General features: G+C 54.1%; 18 protein-coding genes. 8 read left to right on the top strand and 10 right to left on the bottom strand.

What is annotated here, in order from left to right:
- Nucleotides 1-86: 86 nt before the first annotated feature.
- The gene (locus DD597_RS04440) at nt 87-326 is read left to right on the top strand and encodes a DinI family protein (protein WP_003857390.1); all 240 of its coding nucleotides are present in this window, start codon (nt 87-89) and stop codon (nt 324-326) included.
- Between the two features lie 149 nt (nt 327-475).
- Nucleotides 476-1,159, top strand: a complete 684-nt coding sequence (locus tag DD597_RS04435; RefSeq protein ID WP_023324586.1) for an SOS response-associated peptidase — start codon at nt 476-478, stop codon at nt 1,157-1,159.
- 59 nt (nt 1,160-1,218) lie between these two features.
- Here DD597_RS04435 and DD597_RS04430 read toward each other — a convergent pair whose 3' ends face one another.
- The gene (locus DD597_RS04430; RefSeq protein WP_003857394.1) at nt 1,219-1,710 is read right to left on the bottom strand and encodes a DUF523 domain-containing protein; all 492 of its coding nucleotides are present in this window, start codon (nt 1,708-1,710) and stop codon (nt 1,219-1,221) included.
- A gap of 108 nt (nt 1,711-1,818) precedes the next feature.
- On the bottom strand, nt 1,819-2,622 hold the full coding sequence (locus DD597_RS04425) for a helix-turn-helix domain-containing protein (protein ID WP_039268873.1): 804 nt from the start codon (nt 2,620-2,622) through the stop codon (nt 1,819-1,821).
- A gap of 109 nt (nt 2,623-2,731) precedes the next feature.
- Between DD597_RS04425 and DD597_RS04420 the strand changes: the two genes are divergently transcribed.
- Entirely contained in the window at nt 2,732-3,523 is a 792-nt protein-coding gene (locus tag DD597_RS04420) for a sulfite exporter TauE/SafE family protein (protein WP_032645704.1), read from the top strand.
- Between the two features lie 130 nt (nt 3,524-3,653).
- On the opposite strand, the gene dcp is transcribed toward DD597_RS04420, so the two are convergent.
- A complete protein-coding gene (gene dcp, locus DD597_RS04415; RefSeq protein ID WP_129255978.1) occupies nt 3,654-5,687 on the bottom strand; it encodes a peptidyl-dipeptidase Dcp in 2,034 nt (677 codons plus the stop codon).
- 143 nt (nt 5,688-5,830) lie between these two features.
- Here dcp and ydfG point away from each other — a divergent pair, with 143 nt between their 5' ends.
- Nucleotides 5,831-6,577: a bifunctional NADP-dependent 3-hydroxy acid dehydrogenase/3-hydroxypropionate dehydrogenase YdfG gene (ydfG, locus tag DD597_RS04410; RefSeq protein WP_015570609.1), complete on the top strand. Its 747-nt coding sequence runs from the start codon at nt 5,831-5,833 to the stop codon at nt 6,575-6,577.
- Between the two features lie 90 nt (nt 6,578-6,667).
- A complete protein-coding gene (locus DD597_RS04405; RefSeq protein WP_003857403.1) occupies nt 6,668-7,354 on the top strand; it encodes a GntR family transcriptional regulator in 687 nt (228 codons plus the stop codon).
- Between the two features lie 35 nt (nt 7,355-7,389).
- Here DD597_RS04405 and DD597_RS04400 read toward each other — a convergent pair whose 3' ends face one another.
- Entirely contained in the window at nt 7,390-7,821 is a 432-nt protein-coding gene (locus DD597_RS04400) for a universal stress protein (protein ID WP_003857404.1), read from the bottom strand.
- A 287-nt stretch (nt 7,822-8,108) separates the two neighbouring features.
- On the opposite strand from DD597_RS04400, the gene ydfZ reads away from it, so the two are divergent.
- A complete protein-coding gene (gene ydfZ, locus DD597_RS04395; protein ID WP_003857405.1) occupies nt 8,109-8,312 on the top strand; it encodes a putative selenium delivery protein YdfZ in 204 nt (67 codons plus the stop codon).
- 44 nt (nt 8,313-8,356) lie between these two features.
- Here the strand turns inward: ydfZ and DD597_RS04390 are convergent, their stop codons facing one another.
- From DD597_RS04390 to DD597_RS04370, 5 genes are all read right to left on the bottom strand, one after another.
- Entirely contained in the window at nt 8,357-9,820 is a 1,464-nt protein-coding gene (locus DD597_RS04390) for a mannitol dehydrogenase family protein (RefSeq protein WP_047055550.1), read from the bottom strand.
- Between the two features lie 223 nt (nt 9,821-10,043).
- Nucleotides 10,044-11,423, bottom strand: coding sequence for an MFS transporter (locus DD597_RS04385; protein WP_058659950.1), 1,380 nt, complete (start codon nt 11,421-11,423; stop codon nt 10,044-10,046).
- Nucleotides 11,424-11,496: 73 nt separating this feature from the next.
- Nucleotides 11,497-12,516, bottom strand: coding sequence for a Zn-dependent oxidoreductase (locus DD597_RS04380; protein WP_023314072.1), 1,020 nt, complete (start codon nt 12,514-12,516; stop codon nt 11,497-11,499).
- A gap of 14 nt (nt 12,517-12,530) precedes the next feature.
- Nucleotides 12,531-13,745 (bottom strand): D-mannonate dehydratase ManD, encoded by a 1,215-nt coding sequence (gene manD, locus DD597_RS04375; protein WP_129255977.1) that lies wholly within the window; start codon nt 13,743-13,745, stop codon nt 12,531-12,533.
- Between the two features lie 111 nt (nt 13,746-13,856).
- Nucleotides 13,857-14,183 (bottom strand): YnfA family protein, encoded by a 327-nt coding sequence (locus tag DD597_RS04370; protein WP_003857412.1) that lies wholly within the window; start codon nt 14,181-14,183, stop codon nt 13,857-13,859.
- A gap of 150 nt (nt 14,184-14,333) precedes the next feature.
- Between DD597_RS04370 and DD597_RS04365 the strand changes: the two genes are divergently transcribed.
- Nucleotides 14,334-14,672: a DUF1283 family protein gene (locus tag DD597_RS04365; RefSeq protein ID WP_023300007.1), complete on the top strand. Its 339-nt coding sequence runs from the start codon at nt 14,334-14,336 to the stop codon at nt 14,670-14,672.
- Complete coding sequence (speG, locus tag DD597_RS04360; RefSeq protein ID WP_003857416.1) at nt 14,672-15,232, top strand: spermidine N1-acetyltransferase; 561 nt, start codon at nt 14,672-14,674, stop codon at nt 15,230-15,232. Before DD597_RS04365 ends, speG begins: the two co-directional genes overlap by 1 nt.
- A 17-nt stretch (nt 15,233-15,249) precedes the next feature.
- Here the strand turns inward: speG and DD597_RS04355 are convergent, their stop codons facing one another.
- Nucleotides 15,250-15,960: a YnfC family lipoprotein gene (locus tag DD597_RS04355; protein WP_003857419.1), complete on the bottom strand. Its 711-nt coding sequence runs from the start codon at nt 15,958-15,960 to the stop codon at nt 15,250-15,252.
- Nucleotides 15,961-16,018: the final 58 nt, after the last annotated feature.

Genomic DNA, 16,018 nt, shown 5'->3' with positions numbered 1-16,018 from the left:
CCACAACAAGGGAAGACCCACCCATATACAGTAGTATTTTACGTTCAGGCTGAATCACATGCGTAATATCCATAAGGTAAACAATCATGTTTGTGGAACTGGTTTATGACAAGCGAAACGTACAGGGGCTGGAGGGAGCCAGGGAAATCATCCTGGCCGAGCTGACTAAACGCGTGCACCGGATTTTTCCTGATGCCAGCGTGACGGTTAAGCCAATGCAAGCGAACGGCCTGAACAGCGACGCCAGCAAAAGCGACCGTGAAAAGCTCAACCGCATGCTCGAGGAGATGTTCGAAGAGTCGGATATGTGGTTGATACAAGAGTAACCGGGCGCAAAGCCCGGCTCTGTTTTCAACTAACAATACCCCTGTGTATTCAGGCCGCGATTTTCCAGCATCGGTTCAATCTCAGAAGCATGCCCACGCGACTTTTTCTCCCTGCCCTATACTTTCAGTCTGACTGACTGGAGGTTTCTATGTGTGGACGTTTTGCACAAGCCCAAACCCGTGAAGAATATCTGGCTTACCTGGCCGACGAAGGCGAACGCGATATCGCATATGACCCTGAACCCATTGGCCGCTACAACGTTGCGCCCGGTACCAAAGTGCTGCTGTTAAGCGAACGTGACGAACAACTGCACCTCGATCCGGTATTCTGGGGCTACGCGCCTGGATGGTGGGACAAAGCACCACTGATTAACGCGCGTGTAGAAACCGCAGCCACCAGCAGAATGTTTAAACCTCTTTGGCAGCATGGCCGGGCGATCTGCTTTGCCGATGGGTGGTTCGAATGGAAAAAGGAAGGCGACAAGAAACAGCCGTATTTTATTCATCGGGCCGACGGGCAGCCGATATTCATGGCGGCGATCGGCAGTACGCCGTTTGAGCGCGGCGATGAAGCCGAGGGATTTCTCATAGTGACCTCTGCTGCGGATAAAGGCCTCATTGATATACACGATCGACGGCCGCTGGTTCTGTCGCCAGAAGCAGCAAGAGAATGGATGCGACAGGATGTTGGCGGGAAAAAAGCGGAAGAGATCATTGCCGACGGTACAGTACCCGCCGACGAGTTTATTTGGCATGCTGTAACTCGCGCCGTGGGGAACGTGAAGAATCAGGGGGCGGAGTTAATCGAGGTGGCTCATAAAATGGAAAAATGAGCTGCATACCCATTATGACCAGGAAGCGATGCCGCTCGGCGTTAATCCTGGAGAACCGTTCATTCCCTTTCTTCAATCCAGTTCACAAGCTCCGCAAACTGAGTTTCTGAAAATACCGCAATACCATGCTCGGAGAGTAATGACGCTGCCACTCCCATACCCGATTTACGCTGATTACTGAAAGAACCGTTGTAGATAAACTGAGTTCCGCACGTTGGACTACCATCAGTTAACAAAGCAGCAGTACATCCTGCTTCTTGTGCTGCTCGCAGAGCCAGCCAGGCTGCAAGTTGATAATGCCCGGTAACATCTGTTCCGGTGTTTTCAATTATTCTGGCTTGTCCACGCATTACGTCTTTACCCTCAGCAGACATAATCTCAGCGGGTGGTCTCGGAACAGGTAGCCCCGCAGCCAACTCAGGGCAGTGGATCACCAGGCGCTGCTCCTGTTGCCAGCGAGCAAGTTGATGAGTCATCTGCGCTTTCTCTTTCCCGTTATAACGGACTTTAAGGCCCATCAGGCAGGCACTGACCAGTATTTTATTTATCATTATTTAATAGTATTAAGATCCAAAACGCCTACGATTTTAACACCTTAACCCTTCTCATGAATTAAAGAATTTGACGTGGCAGCGTCTTTAGCTGGTACATAGCTGACGCTATGATCGGTGCCCTGTCCCGTGGAACTTTTTGAATAATGCCGGGTGATAATACGAAGGTGGCTGTCCTGTGACACGGCGGAACATCGTTGCGAAGGATGATGCATTATCGTATCCAAGAGTCAAGGCTACTTCATTTACGGGTTTTCCCGTTATCAACAATGCCAGCGCGCTAACCACGCATGCTCGTTGGCGCCAGACAGAAAATGACATGCCCATTTGCTTAAGGAAATGGCGACGAAAGGTGCTGTCGCTCATGAACAGCGCATTTGCCCAGCGCTCTGCTGGATCATGGATTGAGGGATTGAGTAAAAACGCCTGACAAAGAGCCAGTAGGGCCGGATGTCGCGGCAGCGGAATATCGAATTCGCGAACCGGCATAGCCGCCAGCTCCAATATCATCAGATTTATCAGTGCACGGTCACGCGTGCTTTCATACAGTGGCGGTAAATCCACTGACTCAAGCAATAGCTGACGTAATAATGGCGATACGCTAATAACTTCACAACGAGGATATTTTAAGAAGGCATTCACGAAATCTGGTTCTATATACAGACTGCGAGTAGTCACGCCAACAAATTTGACGGCGTGCATAGTTTCGGGTGGGATCCAAACAGCATGTTGTGGAGGAACAATCCACTCTCCATCCTGGGTTATGACATGCATTAATCCGGTCGCGCCATATAGCAGCTGCGCGCGGCGATGTTTGTGCTGTGGCAGCATAAATCCCTGCACATAGTCATTGCCTATCGCTACCACTTCACGATCTAGCTGCTCGACCTCTTCAATCTTTACGTTGCGCACACCCGTCTCCTTATGACCGATTTACAAAGGTAATTGAGCGCGGCGCGAATGGGAAGCAGGACGCTACCGGTATAAGCTGCGAAATCATTTTCAGGTCGAGGGTATGATTTTGAATGATATCGCAATCATTGCGCTGGCAGGCTTTACTACCGGTATTACCACCGTGCTTTTTGGCTTTGGCGGCGGCTTTGTCGTAGTACCATTCGTTTATCAACTAATGCTACGGCAGACCGAACTGGCACTAAACGCCATGCATATCGCGGTTGCTACCTCTACATCGGTGATGATATTTAACGCGGGCTGGGTCACCTATCGAAACTGGCGAGCTTGCGAGCTTTCATCGCAAATGTTATTCCCGTTACTATGGTTTATAGCCATTGGGGCTATCATGGGTTCCTGTCTGGCAGGAATATTTAGTGAGAGTGTTGTTCGCGCGCTGTTCATTTTCTACATGCTGGCAACAATCAGCGATTGTTTGTTGCGTAAGGGTTTTCTCGGAGGAAGTTCTCTGCGTCGCTTGTCATTTCCTGTAGTAACGGGCGGCGGAGTGACCATTGGTATGATAGCCGCATTGCTTGGCGTGGGCGGAAGCGTAATGACGGTACCCCTGTTACGGCGCCATGGTTATGCGATGCGTGAATGCATTAGTGCTTCTAATCCGCTTTCCCTGCCCGTCGCGCTATGTGGTGCCGTGACGTATGCAGTTATTGGCTGGCAAACTATTCCTGTGAATGGATTTCTCGGTTTTATCAATCTGAAAATTTTAGGTATGTTGGTACTAACAGGCTGGGCAGGAATAGTTTTTAGCCGTCGGGTTATACCTGCTGTACCTGATATTTGGCACGCACGAATCTATGTCATGCTGCTGTTCCTGGTGTTACTGGCGATGCTATTTCAGTAACCCTCTTTTATCGCAGCGACTAATGGCCCGTAATTATACCTGTCTCAATGTACCTTTCAGACACAAAGCGGACCAAAGCGTACAAAAAACCGGGCCTCGCGCCCGGTTCTGTTTAAACACTAAAAAAGCCTTACGCACTCAATCCGCGGTTCTCCAGCATCGGTTCGATCTTCGGATCGTGCCCGCGCCAGTTCCGGTAAAGTTCAGCTAGATCAGTGCTGTTGCCGCGGGACAAAATCGCCTCGCGGAATGTCTGTCCGTTTTCGCGGGTCAAACCACCCTGCTCGACAAACCACTGATAGCCATCGTCCGCCAGCATTTGCGTCCACAGGTAAGCGTAATACCCCGCCGCGTACCCGCCGCCGAAGATATGGGCGAAATAGCTGCTGCGATAGCGCGGCGGTACGGCTGGAAGATCCAACCCCTCTTTTTTCAACGCGGCGGCTTCAAAGGCTTCCACGTCTTCAACGGGCTCCTGAATGCCGTGCCAGTTCATATCCAGCAGCGCGGCGCTCAATAGCTCCGTCATGTCATAACCCTTGTTAAACTGGGTCGCAGTGAGCATTTTTTCTCGCAGCGCATCCGGCATCGGTTCGCCGGTTTGATAATGACGAGCAAAGTGCGCAAAAACCTGCGGATGGCTGGCCCAGTGTTCGTTGATCTGCGACGGAAATTCAACGAAATCACGCGGCGTGTTGGTGCCTGAAAGCGTGGCATAGCGCTGGCTGGCAAACAGACCATGCAGGGTATGGCCAAACTCGTGGAACAGGGTAATCACATCATCCCAGGAGATCAGCGCGGTCTGCCCGTTCGCCGGTTTTTGATAGTTGCAGACGTTATAAATCACCGGACGCGCAGCAAACTCGTAAGACTGCTCAACAAAATTCCCCATCCACGCACCGCCCGCTTTGGAATCACGCGCGAAAAAGTCGCCGTAGAACAGCGCCATGCCTTCACCCGTGTGGTCGAAAATCTCCCACACGCGAACATCCGGGTGATAAACCGGAATATCGAAACGCTCGACAAAACGGATACCGAACAGCTGCGTGGCGGTCCAGAATACGCCATCTTCAAGCACGGTATTGAGCGCGAAATAGGGTTTGATCTGCGACTCATCCAGCGCGTATTTCGCTGAGCGCACGCGTTCGGCATAAAACGCCCAGTCCCAGGCCTGCACCGTAAAACCGCCCTGCTCGTCGTCGATGACTTTCTGAATATCCGCCTGCTCCAGCGCAGCCCTGCCGCGCGCCGCAGGCACTATTCCGCGCATGAATTCGAGCGCGGCTTCCGGCGTTTTCGCCATTTGATCGGCAATGCTCCAGCTCGCATAGTTGTCAAAGCCGAGCAGCTGCGCCTGTCTTGCCCGTAACGCGGTAAGCCGACGGATCAGCTCGCGCGTATCGTTTTCGTCGCCTTTCTGAGTGCGTTCCCAGCCCGCGCTGAACAACTTTTTACGGGTCTCGCGCAACGCCAGCGCCGCCAGCGCGGGCTGTTGCGTGGTATTCAAAAGCGGGATCAGCCAGCGCTCCTTCAGCCCTTTTTCTGCGGCAGCGTGAGCCGCGGCAGCCATCTCCTCCGCACTGAGCCCGTCAAGCTGGCGAACATCGTCCACCACCAGCCCTCCCGCCTTATTCGCCGCGAGCAGGCGCTGGTTGAACTGGCTGGTCAGGGTGGCGGCTTCGGTATTCAGAGATTTCAGCTCGGCTTTTTCATCGGCGTTCAGACGCGCGCCCGCAAGAACAAAGTGCTGATACGTCTCCTCCGTCAGTCGGCGGGATTCGGCATCCAGCGCCTCGCGATCCTGCCAGACGGCTTCCACGCGGGCGAAAAGCGTATCGTTTAGCCAGATATCGTTCGCCAGCCCGGCCAGTTCGGTGGAGAACTGCTCGTCCAGTGCCTGAAGATAATCGTTGGTGTGTGCGGACGTCATGGCGAAGAACACGCTGCTGACGCGCGACAGCATGGCCCCGCTCTTTTCCAGCGCCAGCACGGTGTTATCGAAGTCCGGCGCGGCGCGCTGCGCGATAATCGCGTCAATGTCTGCACGCTTCAGGCGCATTGCTTCATCAAACGCCGGGCGATAATGGCTGTCGTTGATCGCATCAAAACGTGGCGCCTGATAAGGCAACAGGCTAATTTCAAAAAAAGGATTGTTGACCGACATCGTTTACTCCTGAGCACGGTATTTCTCCCCAGAGTAGGCCAGCCTGCGCCGGCCTGCAATGGCGTCATACAAATGTTGCCTTAACGACGTGCCGGAGAGCGTGCTATGTTAGTACAACACAAAAAGCGTTGAGGAACAGTGAGATGATTATTTTAGTTACCGGGGCGACAGCGGGTTTTGGTGAAAGCATCACGCGTCGCTTCGTCGCCAACGGACACAAAGTGATTGCAACGGGGCGTCGTCAGGAGCGTTTGCAGGAGCTAAAAGACGAGCTGGGTGACAGCATTCTGACCGCACAGCTGGACGTCCGCAACCGCGCCGCCATTGAAGAGATGATTGCCAACCTGCCTGCCGAATGGCGTGAAATTGACGTGCTGGTCAATAACGCTGGCCTGGCGCTGGGTATGGAGCCTGCCCACAAAGCCAGCGTGGAAGACTGGGAGAACATGATCGACACCAACAACAAAGGCCTGGTGTACATGACCCGCGCCGTGCTGCCGGGCATGGTTGAACGTAACCGTGGTCATATCATTAACATCGGTTCCACCGCCGGAAGCTGGCCTTACGCGGGCGGCAACGTCTATGGCGCGACCAAAGCCTTTGTCCGCCAGTTCAGTCTGAACCTGCGCACCGACCTGCACGGAACCGCGATCCGCGTGACCGATGTTGAACCGGGTCTGGTAGGCGGAACCGAATTCTCCAACGTGCGTTTCAAAGGCGATGACGCGAAAGCGGATAAAACCTATGAAAACGCGAATGCGCTGACGCCGGAAGATATCACCGAAACCGTCTGGTGGGTCGCGAATTTGCCGAAGCATGTCAACATCAACACGGTTGAGATGATGCCCGTCAGCCAGACCTATGCCGGACTCAGCGTGCATCGCGGGTAATTCACCCTTCCCGGCCTGCGGGCCGGGTATGTGATGGCAGGGAAAAGAATGGTAGTATGTTCAGGTTAACTCTCTGAGAAATCACAACCCATGGCCGCTGAATCGCAACTTAATCCTACCCAGCCCGTTAATCAGCAAATATATCGCATCTTACGCCGTGATATTGTTCGCTGCCTGATCCCACCGGGAACGCCACTCTCAGAAAAAGAGGTTTCGGTACGTTTTGACGTTTCCCGTCAGCCCGTGCGCGAGGCGTTTATTAAACTCGCAGAAAACGGCCTTATTCAGATCCGCCCACAGCGCGGCAGCTATGTAAATAAAATTTCGCTTTCGCAGGTACGGAATGGCTGTTTTGTTCGCCAGGCCATCGAGTGCGCCGTGGTGCGTCGCGCCGCGTCGCTCATCAACGATAACCAGTGCTACCTGCTGGAGCAAAACCTGCATCAGCAACGAATCGCCATCGACCGCAAACAGTTAAACGACTTTTTCCAGCTGGACGACGAGTTTCACCAGAAACTGGCGCAGATCGCCGAGTGCCAGCTCGCGTGGGATACCGTTGAAAACATCAAAGCGACCATCGACCGCGTGCGCTACATGAGCCTCGACCATGTTTCTCCGCCAGAGATGTTGCTGCGCCAGCATCATGATATTTTCAGCGCGCTGGAAAAACGCGACGTGGAAGCCGTAGATAAAGCGATGACGCTTCACCTTCAGGAAATTAGTGAGTCAGTTCAGTTAATTCGTCAGGAAAACCGCGAGTGGTTCAGCGAAGAATAAAACCTCGCCGCCCCCTTTCGGTTGCGGCGAAGTAATTAGCGGACCACTAACACCGGAATAGTGGCGTAGCGCAGGATAGTTTCAGCATTTGAACCCAGCAGATGGGTTGTCATGCTCGGATTTCTTGATCCAATAACAATAACGTCATATTTCCCCTCTTTGCTGAGCTTGATGATTTCATCGCGTACGTTGCCGAAGCGAACTTCACAATCAATATTTTCCGGGGACATATCAAAGAGCCGTTTCAGCGCCTTCATCTTCTTATCAGACTCGGCGGTCATATACTCTTCGAACTTCTTAATATCGGCATTGAACCCCCGCAGTAATGAACGGCTGCTGTTAGGGAGAATGTTGACCAGGGTGATCGTCGCGCCTTCCGCCTTCGCGAGGTTGACCGCATGGCGTACCGCTTTATCGCTCAAATCCATTTCAAACACGTCAACAGGCATCAAAATTTTCTTATACATAAGCCTGACTCCTTTTCCGATGAAGGGTTATTTTCTGTCTCCAGAATGACATTGTGGATATAAACAAAGCCTAAACACTTGCATCCGGAAACTATCAATTAAGGAAAATAACTGTCCGCTTTGTAAAGTGGTGTCCTTAACCGTCAACGCCTGCATGAAATAAGAAAAAAGTGTGAGCTTGATCAAAAGCAAATAATTTCGTTAAAGAGAGGCGTATTAATAGTGCCCCGTGAACGGCAGCCGTCGAATTAGCGCCGTAGCGGATAAGTACGAGAGGAGAAAATACCATGATGACATACGACCGTAACCGAAATGCAATCACTACTGGCAGCCGCGTCATGATTAGCGGCACAGGTCAGTTCGGCGTGATTAAAGCGATCCACAGCGACGGCCTTAATGCCGAGCAGGTGCGTCGTGGTAAAACGGTTGAAGTGGAAGGATGCGAAGGTAAGTTCGAACCGATTGAGCTGATTCGCCTGGGGATGCACTAAGCTGCGCCCCGACATGCCGCCGAGGACGGCGGCATGTCATAGCGTTAAAGCCGGGTGGCGTACTCAGCAACCGTGGCCTTCGCGCCTTTTTGCAGCAACGTCTGATAAGCCTGCATGACCGACGCCACAAACACCGCGTCCTTCGGCAGCTCGTTACCGAAAATAGCCTCAATGCCCAACAGCGCATTAACGCGGCTTTCGCCTTCAGCGCTACCGTTTACCGCCGCCTGAATCACCGCCAGCTGCGGGTCACTCACCTCAATCGGGTTACCCTGCTCATCCACACCGCCGACATAACGCATCCAGCCCGCCACACCGAGGGCCAGCAGCGGGAAGGGTTTCTGGTGGACCAGGTGCCAGCGCACGGAATCGAGCATCCGCTGCGGCAATTTCTGGCTACCGTCCATGGCGATTTGCCAGGTGCGGTGACGCAGGGCCGGATTGCTGTAGCGCGCGATCAACAGGTCAGCATAGTGAGCTAAATCCACCCCCTTCACTTTCAGAGTCGGCGCCTGCTCTTTCAGCATCAGCGCATGCGCGGCTGCGCGATAATGTTCATCTTCCATGCAGTCGTTAATGTGCTGATAACCGGCAAGGTAGCCGAGATAGGCCAGGAACGAGTGGCTGCCGTTAAGCATTCGCAGCTTCATCTCTTCAAACGGAATGACATCAGAAACCAGTTCCGCACCGGCCTTTTCCCACTTTGGACGTCCGGCGACGAAATTATCTTCCACCACCCACTGGCGGAACGGCTCGCAGGCGACACCTGCCGGATCGCGTACGCCGGTCAGCTGTTCGATTTTATCCAGCGTGTCAGCCGTGACGGCGGGCACAATACGGTCCACCATGGTTGACGGGAAGGTGACGTTCGCTTCAATCCAGTCGGCCAGTTCGCCGTCAACAGCGCGCGCGTAGGCGCAGGTGACATTGCGCATCACGTGGCCGTTCTCCGGCATGTTATCGCATGACATCACGCTGAATGCTGGCAGCCCCGCCGCCTTACGCCGCGCCAACGCTTCAACCACGACGCCCGGCGCAGATTTCGGCTGATGGGGGTTTTGCAGGTCGGCAACGATTAACGGATGATCGAACATCAGTTGTCCTGATGCCGGGGAATGGCAATACCCTTTCTCGGTGATGGTCAGGGAAACAATGGCGACCTGTGGCTCGCACAGCGCCGCCAACACGGTTTCCAGCCCGTCGACCTGCGCATGCAGCGCGTTTTTGACGACGCCGACCACGCGCGCTGTCCACGCATCGGCAGACATCTCTGCCACGGTATAAAGGTTATCCTGTGCCTTCAGATCGGCGATCTGCTGTTCGCCGCCAATCAGGTTAACTTCGCAGTAACCCCAGTCGCTGCCCTGTTCAGCGGCGAGTATATCGGTGTACACCGCCTGGTGCGCGCGGTGAAACGCGCCAAACCCTAAATGAACAATGCGTGCCTTGAGGCTGTCGCGATCGTACTGAGGACGCGTTGCCTTCGCCTGTAATAACTGGTTTTCCATGATTGAGACTCGTTAATTAATGAAAGCTGTGATCCGCTGCCGCTTCCTTTTAAGAGCGGCAGCGCCTGCTGACTACACCAACTAGAATGGCAGTCGGAGTCAAAAAACGCTGCCATTAACCATACTGATACGTCGTTTTCAGATCTTGATTTACATTAACTTTTCGCCATGTGGTGTGACATCAGTAAAAAGTTGTGTGACAGGTAACACAAGATGTAAACCACTAGCGGCGTGAAGAGAGCGCGCCGTAGGCTACCGCTTCTTTATGCGGCGCTTCGGCTGCATCTTCGGCTTCACTCAGATCGCGGTCGCGCACTTCCGGCATCAGCAAAGCGGAGACCAGCCCAATCAGCGAATACGCTACCAGCATCGCCACAATCGGCCACCAGGACCCGGTCATGTTGCAGAAGATCCCCGCCAGCACCGGACCAAAGCCAACGGCTACCAGCCCGCCCGCCTCTTTCGAAATGGCCATACGGGTAAAGCGGTTCCGCGAACCAAACATCTCTGCCATGGTGATGTTTTCCAGCGCAAACAGCCCGAGGACCGCAAAGTTATGAATAACGATGATAGAGAGCATAATCACGCCCGGCGCGTAACTCTTATCGACGATAATCGACAGCATCGGGTAAGCCAGAATAATGGCTGAAATGTTAAGGAGGATATACGGCAGACGGCGCCCCACTTTATCGGACAGCCAGCCCAGCAGCGGGATGGTGAGGAAGCCGAGAATCGAACTGATCATCAGCGCATCGGTTGGGATCGCCTTATCAAATAACAGCGTCTGCACCAGATACCCGGCAAGGAAGGTCTGGATAAGCCCAGAGTTACCGGCCTGGCCAAAGCGCAGCCCCGTCGCCAGCCAGAACGATTTGCTCTTAAACATCGCGCCTAATGAGGTATCCTGCGCCGCCGCTGGCGCAACGGTTTCGGCGTCGTTAACCTTCTCAAACACCGGGCTCTCTTTAAGGTTCATACGCAGCCAGATGGCGAAGATCATCACCACCACGCTGGCGAGGAATGGCACGCGCCAGCCCCAGGCAATAAGTTCTTCACGATCGAGGGCAAAGAACATCACGGCCCAGATCGCCGTGGCGCTCAGCGTTCCGCAGTTGGTGCCCATGGCCACCAGCGAGGAGATGATGCCGCGTTTACCCTTCGGCGCGTACTCCGCCAGCATGGTGCCCGCACCGGAGATTTCTGCCCCCGCGCCCAGCCCCTGAATAATACGCAGCGTAACCAGCAGCACCGGTGCGAAAATCCCGATCTGCGCGTAGGTCGGCAGCACGCCGATTAAGGTGGTGCAGATCCCCATCATGGTGATGGTGATAAACAGCACTTTTTTACGGCCAATTCTGTCGCCCATTCTGCCGAAAATAAATGCCCCGACGATACGCGCGATGTAGCCTGCGCCGTAGGTGCCCATCGCCAGGATCAGCGCCATGGCCGCCGATTGCTCAGGGAAGAAAATTTCATGAAACACCAGCGCGGCGCCAAGGGAGTAGAGCTGGAAATCCATAAATTCCAGGGCGGTGCCCAGCCAGCCAGATACGGCGGCTTTCACCAAATCTGACGTACTTCTTTGAGGTTGTGCTTGAGTCATAATGGCTATCTCTGAAAGGTAAGATGCGTACCACTTAGAGCCTGTCTTCGCAGGCTCTTTACCGCGTGAATTATTATTGGTCGAACGTGAGCAAGACTTTGCAGCACTGCCGCTGGTCTTTTTCAAACAGTTCGATGGCGTCTGTAACGTGGTGATAGTCAAATGTATGGGTGACCAGTTTTTCAGGGTCGATCAGCCCTTTTTCCAGCCAGTCAATGACCACCGGGAATTTGTTGGCATTCAGGCGCGAAGAGAAGATCGACAGCTCTTTGCCGGTGATCCCCTGCTGCACGATCTGGCTCGGGTCGCTGGAAAATCCCATCAGCACGATGCGCGCCGCCGGAGACGCCAGCGTAATCGCTTCCTGCAAAATGGACGGATGACAGGCAGCATCGATGATTAATGTCGGCTTGATGCCTTTTTCATCCAGCGCAGTCTGTAACGACTGCTCGCCGTTGTTGAAGACCCAGTCTGCGCCGCTGCGTTGCGCCATCTCCAGCCGCTCATCAATGCGGTCTACCACGATGACCTGCTTCACCTTGTAAACGCCCTTCAGCGCCTGCACGGTGACCAGCCCCATCGGGCCTGCGCCGTAGATCAGCGCCACGTCCTGTTCGGTGGGTTTCGCCTGCCCCGTCACGTTGGCGGCAATGGTGAATGGCTCAACCATCACCGCGTGTTTGTCAGGGATCGCATCCGGAATGTGCCAGGCATTTTTCGCCGGCACGACGGCGTATTCGCTGAAACCACCGTCGCGATGGACGCCCAGCACCACCAGCGAGGTGCAAACGTTCGGTTTACCAACGGAACAGGGGTAGCAGTGCCCGCAGCTGATCACCGGATCCACCGAAACGCGCTGGCCGAGTCGGGTGCCCTCCACGCCTTCGCCAACCGCGTCTATTTCGCCAAAGAATTCGTGACCGATTACCCGCGGATATTTTGCAAACGGGTTATGCCCGCGATAGATATGGCTGTCTGAACCGCAGATACCGGCGAGTTTAATTTTGACGCGGACGTCGCCTGCCCCCGGCAACGGGAGAGGACGCTCCGCAATCTCCAGCGCATTCGGCTCTTGGATCACTACGCTTTTCATCATTCGCTCCTCGTTTACCAGTTCCAGAGAGTGCCGTCTTCCAGACGGGCCACCGGCAGATAAGCCGGATCGTACGGGTATTTCGCTGCCAGCTTCTCATCAAACTCAATGCCCAGCCCTGGCTTGTCGCCCGGGTGCATATAGCCGTTATCGAAGCGCCAGCTGTGCGGGAACACTTCCAGCATCTGCTCTGAATAACCCATATACTCCTGCACACCAAAGTTCGGTACCCACAGGTCAAAATGCAGCGCCGCGGCGTGGCAAATCGGCGACAGATCCGACGGGCCGTGTGAGCCGGTACGCACCTGGTAGAGTGAGGCAAAGTCCGCAATGCGACGCATCCCGGTGATGCCGCCCGCATGGGTTATGGTGGCGCGGATATAGTCAATGAGCTGCTCTTCAATCAGCTGCTTGCAGTCCCAGATGCTGTTGAACACTTCCCCCACCGCAATTGGCGTGACGGTGTGCTGGCGGATCAGGCGGAAACACTCCTGGTTTTCAGCGGGAGTCGGATCTTCCATCCAGAACAGGCGGTAATCTTCAATACTTTTGCCGAACCGCGCCGCTTCGATGGGCGTCAGACGGTGGTGCATGTCGTGAAGGAGATGTTCACTGAAACCGAACTGGCTGCGCACTGCGTCGAACAGTTTGGGCGTGAAGTCGAGGTATTTCTCGGTGGACCACAGCTGCTCTTCCGGCCAGGCGCCCTTGGTCGCAGGTTCATACGCCAGCCCTTTGCCTTTGGCCATGCCGTAGGTGGTTTTCATTCCCGGCACGCCGCACTGCACGCGAATTGCCTTGAAGCCCATCTCTTTATGACGGGCATAATCTTCCAGCACGTCGTCAATGGTGTGCCCGGTGGTGTGACAATAAACCATCACCCCTTCCCGGGAAGCCCCGCCCAGAAGCTGATAGAGCGGCATGTTCGCGGCTTTCGCCATAATGTCCCATAGCGCCATATCCACGGCAGAAATCGCTGACATGGTGACCGGACCACGACGCCAGTAAGCGCCTTTATAGAAGAACTGCCAGATATCTTCGATGCGGTGCGCATCGCGGCCAATCAGCTGAGGGCACAGGTGATCTTTCAGGTAAGAGGCAACGGAAAGTTCGCGTCCGTTCAGCGTGGCATCACCCAGGCCGACAATGCCCTCATCGGTCGTAATTTTAAGGGTGACAAAGTTACGCCCCGGGCAGGTGACAAATACTTCAGCCCCGACAATCTTCATAATCCATTTCCTTACATCGCTCGTTGTGATGCAGGAAATTTACGCAACTACACTACTACCATACAAGTATAATGATCGTAAAATCAGCGGGCGATCACACTATAAGGACGCTTATGCGCGTCCCCAACCGGCCACGATGATCAACATGCCGCACAGGGCAATCAGCGCGCCTGCCCAGTCATACAGGCTTAGCCGGACGCCATCGACAACGCGCAGCCACAGCAGCGCGGTACAGACGTACACTCCGCCGTAGGCCGCATATACCCTCCCGCTGGCGGCCGGATGCAGGGTGAGCAGCCAGACAAAAAGGGCCAGGGACACACCCGCCGGGATCAGCAGCAGCGCGGAAGCGCCCCGCTTTAGCCAGAGCCACGGCAAAAAGCATCCGATGATTTCGCACAGCGCGGTCGCGAAAAAAAGCAGCGTCGTTTTGAACATTTTTCTCGTTTCGTGAGGATTGATTTAGACATCATACGCGATAATGTTCACATCGTTCCCATACCTGCCGCGCGGGTATGACACCCTTTCGGATTGGTGTAGAATCCAACGGGGTAATCCGATTGTCTGCACCCGTTTAAAGGAAACGCTATGACTACATTAAGCAAACGCCTTTGTCTGACAGCCGCACTGGCACTGTCCTCGTTCGCCTTCGCCGCAACGGCATCAGCCGAAACCAGCAAACTCATCATTGAGTCTGGTGACAGCGCGCAAAGCCGCCAGAATGCTGCCATGGACAAAGAACAATGGAATGACACCCGCAGCCTGCGTCAGAAAGTGAATAAGCGCGTGGAGAAAGAGTGGGATAAAGAAGACGTCGCGTTTGATGCCCGCGACAAATGCCAGCAAAGTGCCAACGTCAACGCTTACTGGGAGCCTAACACCCTGCGCTGTCTCGATCGTCGCACTGGCCGCACGGTAGCACCGTAATGTCGACGCCGTGTGACGTTAAGCTCCGTCCGCTGGAGCGCGAAGATTTACGCTTTGTTCACCAGCTCGACAACAATGCCAGCGTGATGCGCTACTGGTTTGAAGAGCCTTATGAGGCGTTTGTCGAGCTGTCCGATCTCTACGATAAGCATATCCACGATCAGAGTGAACGCCGGTTTGTGGTGGAGTGCGAAGGTGAAAAAGCCGGGCTGGTTGAACTGGTTGAGATCAACCACGTTCACCGTCGGGCGGAATTTCAGATCATTATCTCACCGGAGCACCAGGGGAAAGGTCTTGCGTCGCGAGCGGCAAAGCTGGCGATGGATTACGGGTTTAACGTCCTGAATCTTTACAAGCTTTACCTTATCGTCGACAAAGAGAACGAAAAAGCGATTCATATCTACCGTAAGCTGGGCTTTATGGTGGAAGGTGAACTGATCCATGAGTTCTTTATTAACGGCGAATACCGTAACACCATACGCATGTGCATTTTCCAGCATCAGCATCTGGCCGGGCATAAGTCCTCCTCCGCCAGCCTGCTTAAACCCACCGCGCAGTAACCTGCGCGGTTTTATTCTCAATAATATTCAATGCTGTTTTTGATGGTGTACTTGCGCTCAACGGCAGGTTTGACGCTGTCATCTGTTATCACCAGCTCACAGTTCACCGGGTTGTTGTGGCGATCGTAATCACAGCTCTGCTTTACATTGCCCATCGGTTTATCGTTCAACAGGCTTACCGCCGTATAATCCATGCGCTTGCGCAGATCTTTCGAAGGCACCGACTTGACCGATAAACGCTGGTCGCCGGAAACCGTAGTTTTACCCAGCGGGTAGCCGTCGGCGTCATACTGGTACTTCACTTCCATCTCTTTACTGTGCGCTGCAACCACAAACCCGTTATCGTCGGTGTCCCACGTCAGGCCGGCAGACGGCAGTTCCGCCAGCTGGCATTTCCCCTGCAACTTTACCTTCTGCTGCTGGGTTTCCGCATCGACGTAGTAGTTAGCATCCAGCACCAGCGCAACGCCCGTATTCGCTTCGAGATCGTGCAGTTCAAGCGTATCGAAACACCCTTCCGTTGACATCGTGCCGGTCACACGTTTAGAGACTTCACCCTTATCGTTAAACAGCGTCTGGGTAAAATCCTTCACCGGCCCGCGCAGAGGATCAAAGTCAAACTCGTTCGAAAAGCTCGCCATCTCTGGCGTAAATGACAGCGGCGCGGTGTTGTTGTCGCATCCCACCAGTACCGTTGCCAGTAGCGTTATCGCTGCGTATTTGTTCACATCATTTACCGTTCAGAGAGAGATACAATCATATTAGCAAATACAGCAACTTACATAA

The sequence above is a fragment of the Enterobacter cloacae complex sp. 677-3DZ2D5B genome (assembly GCF_004136695.1).
In the GTDB taxonomy this organism is placed as follows: domain Bacteria; phylum Pseudomonadota; class Gammaproteobacteria; order Enterobacterales; family Enterobacteriaceae; genus Enterobacter; species Enterobacter hormaechei_C.
This window is presented reverse-complemented; position numbering and strand designations above follow the sequence as displayed.

Bases quoted from the DNA above. Each gene is read 5' to 3' on its own strand.
- DD597_RS04440 (WP_003857390.1), top strand. From the start codon at position 87: ATGTTTGTGGAACTGGTTTATGACAAGCGAAACGTACAGGGGCTGGAG.
- DD597_RS04435 (WP_023324586.1), top strand. From the start codon at position 476: ATGTGTGGACGTTTTGCACAAGCCCAAACCCGTGAAGAATATCTGGCT.
- DD597_RS04430 (WP_003857394.1), bottom strand. From the start codon at position 1,710: ATGATAAATAAAATACTGGTCAGTGCCTGCCTGATGGGCCTTAAAGTC.
- dcp (WP_129255978.1), bottom strand. From the start codon at position 5,687: ATGTCGGTCAACAATCCTTTTTTTGAAATTAGCCTGTTGCCTTATCAG.
- ydfG (WP_015570609.1), top strand. From the start codon at position 5,831: ATGATTATTTTAGTTACCGGGGCGACAGCGGGTTTTGGTGAAAGCATC.
- DD597_RS04405 (WP_003857403.1), top strand. From the start codon at position 6,668: ATGGCCGCTGAATCGCAACTTAATCCTACCCAGCCCGTTAATCAGCAA.
- DD597_RS04400 (WP_003857404.1), bottom strand. From the start codon at position 7,821: ATGTATAAGAAAATTTTGATGCCTGTTGACGTGTTTGAAATGGATTTG.
- ydfZ (WP_003857405.1), top strand. From the start codon at position 8,109: ATGATGACATACGACCGTAACCGAAATGCAATCACTACTGGCAGCCGC.
- DD597_RS04390 (WP_047055550.1), bottom strand. From the start codon at position 9,820: ATGGAAAACCAGTTATTACAGGCGAAGGCAACGCGTCCTCAGTACGAT.
- DD597_RS04385 (WP_058659950.1), bottom strand. From the start codon at position 11,423: ATGACTCAAGCACAACCTCAAAGAAGTACGTCAGATTTGGTGAAAGCC.
- DD597_RS04380 (WP_023314072.1), bottom strand. From the start codon at position 12,516: ATGAAAAGCGTAGTGATCCAAGAGCCGAATGCGCTGGAGATTGCGGAG.
- manD (WP_129255977.1), bottom strand. From the start codon at position 13,745: ATGAAGATTGTCGGGGCTGAAGTATTTGTCACCTGCCCGGGGCGTAAC.
- DD597_RS04370 (WP_003857412.1), bottom strand. From the start codon at position 14,183: ATGTTCAAAACGACGCTGCTTTTTTTCGCGACCGCGCTGTGCGAAATC.
- DD597_RS04365 (WP_023300007.1), top strand. From the start codon at position 14,334: ATGACTACATTAAGCAAACGCCTTTGTCTGACAGCCGCACTGGCACTG.
- speG (WP_003857416.1), top strand. From the start codon at position 14,672: ATGTCGACGCCGTGTGACGTTAAGCTCCGTCCGCTGGAGCGCGAAGAT.